Here is a 7,322-nt window from a genome sequence, read left to right on the forward strand (position 1 = left end):
CGAAATCAAAGCGACGGGCTTGGACACCACATGCAAAGAGGTCTTTCTCCGATCCGCAAGGACCGCAAACGCAACCCTGAGATTACGCGCGCTGCGATCCTTCAGGCTGCGCTTGAGGAATTCAGCGACGTCGGCCTTTCGGGCGCGCGCGTGGACAAGATTGCGGAACGTGCGGGCGTTTCGAAGCCGATGATATACGACTATTTCGGTGACAAGAATGCGGTCTATGCGGCCGCGCTTAGAGAAGCCTATATCCAGATCCGAAGGGGCGAGACCGCGCTCGATCTGGATACGCGCGCACCGGACGACGCGATCCGTGCGCTGGTATCCTTCACCATGAACCACTTCTGGCGCAACCCATGGTTCATCAACATGCTCAATACCGAGAACCTGCTGGGCGGTGATACCGTCCGCAGTCTCGACGATGCGAGCGAGATTCAATCCGTTCTGCTGGACCGGGTTCAGGAGATCCTTGAGCGCGGTCGCCGCTCTGGCATTTTCCGGTCCGACATCGGTGCCGTGGACCTCTACATTTTGATCGCGTCAGTATGCTGGTTCCCGATTTCCAACATGCATACGCTTCGGGTCGTTTTCCGGGCACCGATCGACGAGGCTTGGCTGAAAGCGCACACCGAGCGCGCGGCGAGAATGATCCTTGCTCACCTTAAGGAGGCCTAAAGACATTCAGCGGAGGCTCGCCGGTTTGAAAGCTAGGATCATGGGGCGCGCCCCCTGCCCCGCCGAGCAAGTGACGGCACCATCAAAATGCGCGCTCCATGATGTCTTCAAGCACCTGTCTTGAAAGAACCGCCGGGTTGGCCTTCATCGAAGATGAATCGGCAGCCGCAGAGGCAATGGCCGCTAGATCCGCCCGGTCCACCCCGAGCGCACCAAGCCCAGGCAGTCCCTGTGCGGCGGCCCATGCCGCTAGCGTTGCGGGCGCATCATCAGACGCACCGCCCAGTTCCTGCGCAATCCATCCTCGCACTTCTGCGATCCGTGCTACGGCGTGCGGTTTCTCGGCTTCGGCGTTCGCCACAAGCACATGGGGCAGCAGCACACCGCAAACGGCACCGTGTGCGGCAGGGGACATTCCTCCGATTGGTCCGGCAAGCCCGTGCACCGCACCCAGCCCAGCATTGGCCAGCGCCAGTCCGCCGCAAAGACTGACCCATGCCATGTCATCGCGCGCGTCTGGATCTTCGTGCTTCATCAACCGGACAAGCGCCGCAAGGCCCTGAGGAATCGCATCGCGGCAAAGCGCATCCGTCAACCGATTGGCACGGGTGCAAATGAACGGTTCGATCACCTGGGTCACCGCATCGAGACCGCTGGCAAGCGTCACCGCGCGGGGGGCGCCATCGGTCAAGGCTGGGTCCACGACCGCAAGGTCGGGGAGCATCCGGGCGTCACGCAAGGATACCTTGCGCCGTGCTTCAGGCACCGAGATAACCGCGTTCTTCGTAACCTCAGCGCCCGTCCCTGCCGTCGTAGGCAGCGCTACGAACGGCAGCGGAGGATTGTCCAGCGGAAGCCCCTGCCCCACCACTTCAAGATGGTCCATCATCGGCCGCGCGGCGGGCACCAGTGCCGCGACTGCCTTGCCGAGATCGATCACCGCACCGCCGCCCAATGCGACGACCACGTCCACCTCTGCCCCACGCGCCGAAGCGACACCCGCCTCGACCAACGCGACATCTGGTTCACGCGGACATGTGAATGAGGCTACCACGCATCCGGCATCGGAAAGCGCCGCACGGAGCCAATCCGACCGAGCGGTCCCTGCGCCGTGCACAAGAAAGACCCGCCTGCCCCGTACCGCGATCTCTGCTGCCGCGCCGGAGGCAACCCCACGGCCGAAAAGGATCCGGCTGGCGGTTTGAAACGAAAGGTCGTGTTGGGTCATCCAAAATTCCTACCGATTGTATTGCGCAGCTGTGCACCGTGTCGCGCTTCAACTTGCCAGCACGAGTGAAACGCGGCATGGGCCGAAGGCATCGCGCACCGCCGCAGCCATCGGGTCCGCAAGATGGGTCGCGATGTAGTTCGATACAAATGCATTAGGGGCCGTCACCTCCACCGTCCCATCCGTCACCCGGCCGAGTGTCAGACGTTTATACCAGTTCGCGTAGGCATCGGGATTTTCGGCTGAAAGGCGCGTCATGACATCCTGCCAGCGTGAATCGCACCCGGTGTCGGCAGGTATCTCCTTGGTTTCTCGCTGTGTAGGTGAGAAGTCGACCTTCAGAACCGTCCCTTCGGCACTACCGACTCGCGATAGAAGGCGCCCTGCCCTCTCCTCGAAATCCGGCCCTACGGCACTCCATACCGGTCGCGACAGGGTTTCCAGTGCCTCGAGGTTTAGGCGGTAGCAGGCAACCCGGCCGCGGACGCCCGCGCGCTTCACGTCGAGAAGCCCCATGCTGACCAGGCGCTTGACTTCGCGTTTCGCGGTGCGTGTGTTTACGCCCCAGATGCGGGCCATTTCTTCTTGGCCTATGCTTAGTTCATTGCGTTGCCAGTTGTAGCGCGCGGTGATCAACGAGATCAGGCGCAGTGCAGAGACCTGTTGCGTTGTGCTGCCGTGCAAGCCGGCAATGGCAACTGCCGTCAGTATATCATACTTGTGAACCCCAGATCCGGGGCCAGTCACGCGACCAGGCTGCATGATTGCTCTTTTCTTTGCCTCTGTGGATCGGGCTTGTGCTCGATTCTCGTTTGTTTGAGACAAGCATCAAATCCCGTTTTCTGTCAAACGAAAACGAAAACCGGGATTTTCTATGGGCACCTTTCGATCTTCTAGTTCTAAATGGTCATAGGTGAGTGGAGACACCCGGTGACACGAAAAAGGACGATCCTTGTCACCCCATATTGTAATGTTGTGGCGTAGAAGACACCTTATCCAGCAATCAAGACAGGCCTGCCGTTCGCGCCCTTCTCGAAAAATCGCGTTTTTCAAGCCGATCTCCGAAAATTTCTTCTTTTGCAATAAAGATGAAATCCCGTTATTGAAAATTTCACAGGCAATAGCACGAGGCGCCCTATGCGGGATCATACAGACCTTCAAACCATGAACGAACGGAGCCTTGCACAGCAATCCGCGGTGCGGCGCGCGACGTTCTCTCCGGCCGAGGTGAAATCCCTCCGGGCTTTCTCGATCTGGGAGATCAGCAGCTTTATGTTCGGCGTTCCGGCCGATACGCTTCGGAAGAAGTTGGCGGATGACCCGTCGCTTCCGCAGGGCAACACTCAGGACGACGGGCGTCAGCGCTGGTTCACGCTGGACGAGATCAACGAGTTGCGGCGCCGCGTTCGATTTCGCGGCAAATCTCTGCTTCCCGAACGTCCGAAAGGGCGCGCGATGCGGGTCGCGGTTTCGAATTTCAAGGGCGGTGTCGGCAAGACCGTCGTTGCGCAGCATCTGGCCAATGCCGCAGCGCTTGACGGCTATCGCGTGCTTTGTATCGACTTCGACCCGCAGGCGACGCTCACCCATTCCATGGGCCTTACCGAAGTTAAAGAGTGGCACACGGTCTGGGGTATCATGTGCCGCGATCTGTGCCGGGAAGCCGACCGTATCGCTGCCGAATACGATGACCCGGACGATTGCCCCTACCCTTCTTCCGATGAGTTGCCTGAAGACGTTCAGTCCATCGGCGCGCAGCGGTTTCAGGATTTCATCCAGAAGACTTGCTGGCCAACCATCGATATCATCCCATCCTGTGCCAATGCAGCTTTTGTTGAGTTTGCTTCGGCGCAGTACCGGTCGCTTCACAAGGCGTGGTCGTTCTTCGGTTGTGTTGCGCGCTATCTTGATGAATTGCCGGACGATCAGTACGATTTGATAATCTTCGACTGCCCGCCTGCCATCGGATACCAGTCGCTCAATGCCGCCTTCGCGGCGGACATCCTTTATATTCCGTCGGGCCCTGGGTATTGGGAGTATGACAGCACGACCAGCTATCTTGGTCAGCTGGGCGACGCGATGGCAGACATTTCCGAAGGTTTCTCCGCCTTGGCAGAAGATGCAGGCATCACGCTTCCGAAACGGTTTCGCGATATTCGGTTGCTCATGACGCGGTTCGAGCCGAACAACCCGCTGCACATCGCAATGATGGGAGCGTTTCGCAATGTGTTCGGTGCGGACGTTTGCCAAAACCCCATCGAGATGACCCGGGCTGTCGAACAATCCGGTCGCTTTCAGATGTCCGTCTATGAGCAAGACTATCGGCAGATGACGCGGGACACCTGGAAGCGAGCGCGTCAGAGTTTCGATCGTGCCTATCAGGAGTTTCACGAAACGCTTATCGCCGCATGGCGCGAAAGCGGTGATGGACAGCAGCGCAAGGGAGCCTGATATGAGTACCGGCAAGAACAAGTTCGGTTTCGATCCGATTGAGCCGGCTGGGCGGTCGTCAAAACGTGAACGGTCTGTTGGCCCTATGGGCGCTGCAGTCCGGGAGGCAGCGGCCAGCCTGCAGGAGACAACCGAAGCCAAGATCGAACAACGGCGCAAGAATGCAGAGGACGCGAAGGCATGGCGCGCGGCAGAGGCGCAGGGCAGGGTTCTTGTCAGCCTGCCGCTGAGTGACGTTTCAACCGATGACCTGCCGCGGGACCGGCTCGACCTCGCTGCGGTCGCCAATTCTGACGAGATGGAAGAACTGAAGGCGTCCATCCGTGCGCGGGGCCAGAAGGAACCGATCGAAGTCTATCGCGACGGGCAGGGCAGATATCAGCTGAAAAAGGGCTGGCGGCGCCTTACTGCGCTCAGTCAGCTTCTTTCTGAAACCGAGGACGATGCCTTCGCGCGCATTATTGCGCGGGTCGAACCGCAGGGAGATGCCCCAACGGATCGCGTGGCTCGTTATATCGACATGGTGGAAGAGAACGTCGTTCGCGAGGATCTTACCTTTGCCGAGATGGCGCAGGTTGCCATCTTGGCGGCGCGTGATCCCGATGTTGAAGGCGATGATCCCGACGCGATGGTGGGCCGTCTGTACGGGTCGCTGCACAAGATGAAGCGGTCGTATATCCGGAGCTTCGTGTTTCTTCTGATCGAACTCGATGAGGCTTTGAAATGGCCTAAGAACATTTCTCGCAACCTGGGCGTTGACCTGGTCCGGTTGATGAAGGCGCAGCCCGATCGATCTTCGGGGTTGCGGCGTGCGCTTATCGGCTGCGCAAGTCCCGAAGAACAGGCCGAGGCTTTGAACGCCTTCCTGCAAGCCGGCCAGAAGCCAAAGCCACAAACCGGAGGAAAGCCAAGGGAGCGCAAGGAGAAGTACGAGTTTCATGTCGGCGACACCAAAGTTACCGCAAGGAGCGGAGAGTGTCGGATTGTCAGTCACAGGGACTTCACTGATATGCCGCGTGACCGTTTGGAGCAGGCCGTCCGTGCCTTTGAAGCGGCCCTTGAGGCGCCCGGTAACCCGCGGGTTACAAAGCTCTGACCGGCCTCCCGGGCGGGGTAACCCGCGGGTTACCGGGCGCAGGAGTTCCGAAAGACAGCGCGGGCCGTGTAGCTGCCGTGTCAATGCGCGTTGCTCGTTGTGGAAGGTGCGGCGACAGCAGGGTGGTGTGCATAAAGATTTAAAAACGCTCACTTAATGCGGAATTCGCTGAGATTCAGTCAATATTGGAATGCGAGATATGTAGCGTGAAGCCAGCACTTCGAGTGAAAAAGACGATGGAGGCCAACTCGGTTGCAAAGTATCCGCATCCACAGACCGTTGGGCGGAACTGTTGCAACCAGATACTGGCGGCGGTCCGGAATCGGCCTCAAGCATCCGTTCACACATTCACCCGTTGCGAAGACAATGGTCCAAGATAGCGCTGAGGTGATTTCGTTATCCGCCATCCTGAGGGCTGCTGCGTCTTCGTGGGGCGCTGTCCTTGTGTTCAGTGTGACGGCACCGTCAAGCAGTGCCCCCGGACGTGGTGTAGGAGGAGGCCGCGCGCGGAGCCTCCGGCGNAGCGCAGCGCGCGGCCGGCGGTGACGCTGGCGGCCATCGCCGGTCTTCGGAGAAGGTTCGGGTTGCGAAACCTGGAACCGAACCGGAGACGACGATGACCGACGATAGAATGACCCTGATGGAGCTGGTGGAGAAGTCCGCCGACGAGGATCTCGTCCGCGACATGCTCGCCTATGCCGCCGAGCGGCTGATGGAGATGGAGGTCGAGGCTGCGACGGGCGCGCCAAAAGGAACGCGCACACCGGCGCGCACCACGCAGCGCAATGGATACCGCGAGAGAGGCTGGGAGACCCGCGCCGGCCGGATCGACCTGGCGATCCCGAAGCTGCGCAAGGGCAGCTACTTCCCGAGCTTTCTCGAACCGCGCAGGACGGCGGAGAAGGCCCTCGTGGCCGTCATCCAGGAAGCCTATGTGCACGGCGTCTCGACGCGCGCCGTGGACGATCTGGTGCGTGCCATGGGCGGGAGTGGCGTGTCTAAGAGCCAGGTGAGTCGGCTCTGCGCCGAGATCGACGAGCGCGTGCTGGCATTCCTCACCCGGCCTCTCGAGGGCGCCTGGCCCTATCTCTGGCTCGATGCAACCTACATCCGGGTGCGCGAGAACGGCCGGATCATCAGCCGTGCCGTAATAATCGCGGTGGCGGTCAACGGGGACGGCCGACGCGAGGTGCTCGGCGTCGCCACCGGCCCCTCCGAGGCGGAGACGTTCTGGACTGGCTTCCTGCGCTCTCTCGCCGATCGCGGCCTGCGCGGCGTGAAGCTCGTCGTGGCCGACGATCACAAGGGGCTCAGGGCCGCAGCCCGCCGAGTGTTCGATGCGACCCACCAACGGTGTCGCGTGCACTGGCTCAGAAACGCGCTCGCCCATGCCCCGGCCAAGAGCCGCACCGCCGTGGCCGCAATGCTCAAGACGATCTTCGCCCAGGAGACCAAGGCCGAGGCGGAGACCCAGTGGGACGCCATCGCCGACGCCCTCCGTGAGAAGAATGACCGGCTCGGCGCCATGATGGACGCCTCCCGCGACGACGTGCTCGCCTACATGGACTTCCCCAGGGAGCACTGGGCGCAGATCAGCTCGACCAACCCGCTTGAGCGCGTCAACAAGGAGATCAAGCGCCGTTCCAATGTCGTCGGGATCTTTCCGAACGACGCGGCCATCATCCGTCTGGTCGGCGCGCTGATGATCGAAACCAACGACGAGTGGGCCGTCGCGCGCCGTTACATGGGGCTGGAGTCGCTGGCCCGCATCACCGATACTCACAACGTCAGACTGCCCGCCGTGGCGACCTGACCAACTCGAGCCTCTCCGAAGGCCGGCCCTCTTACACCACGCCGCGGGGCACTACC

General features: G+C 60.8%; 6 protein-coding genes. 4 read left to right on the forward strand and 2 right to left on the reverse strand.

The genetic code is table 11. The features are described from left to right. The first annotated feature begins 30 nt into the window (after window positions 1-30). Window positions 31-678, forward strand: coding sequence for a TetR/AcrR family transcriptional regulator (locus tag DKT77_RS02385; RefSeq protein WP_109810150.1), 648 nt, complete (start codon window positions 31-33; stop codon window positions 676-678). A gap of 82 nt (window positions 679-760) precedes the next feature. Here DKT77_RS02385 and DKT77_RS02390 read toward each other — a convergent pair whose 3' ends face one another. Then, entirely contained in the window at window positions 761-1,906 is a 1,146-nt protein-coding gene (locus DKT77_RS02390) for an iron-containing alcohol dehydrogenase (protein ID WP_109810151.1), read from the reverse strand. Between the two features lie 48 nt (window positions 1,907-1,954). Beyond that, window positions 1,955-2,668, reverse strand: coding sequence for a DnaA N-terminal domain-containing protein (locus DKT77_RS02395; protein ID WP_109810152.1), 714 nt, complete (start codon window positions 2,666-2,668; stop codon window positions 1,955-1,957). A 375-nt stretch (window positions 2,669-3,043) separates the two neighbouring features. On the opposite strand from DKT77_RS02395, the gene DKT77_RS02400 reads away from it, so the two are divergent. The 3 genes from DKT77_RS02400 (at window position 3,044) to DKT77_RS02410 (ending at window position 7,266) form a co-directional block, all read left to right on the forward strand. After that, window positions 3,044-4,357 (forward strand): AAA family ATPase, encoded by a 1,314-nt coding sequence (locus tag DKT77_RS02400; protein WP_109810153.1) that lies wholly within the window; start codon window positions 3,044-3,046, stop codon window positions 4,355-4,357. Window position 4,358: 1 nt separating this feature from the next. Then, complete coding sequence (locus DKT77_RS02405; RefSeq protein ID WP_109810154.1) at window positions 4,359-5,453, forward strand: ParB/RepB/Spo0J family partition protein; 1,095 nt, start codon at window positions 4,359-4,361, stop codon at window positions 5,451-5,453. Window positions 5,454-6,069: 616 nt separating this feature from the next. Beyond that, window positions 6,070-7,266 (forward strand): IS256 family transposase, encoded by a 1,197-nt coding sequence (locus tag DKT77_RS02410; protein ID WP_109809696.1) that lies wholly within the window; start codon window positions 6,070-6,072, stop codon window positions 7,264-7,266. Window positions 7,267-7,322 lie beyond the last annotated feature (56 nt).

It is taken from the genome of Meridianimarinicoccus roseus (genome assembly GCF_003172915.1).
Lineage (GTDB): Bacteria > Pseudomonadota > Alphaproteobacteria > Rhodobacterales > Rhodobacteraceae > Meridianimarinicoccus > Meridianimarinicoccus roseus.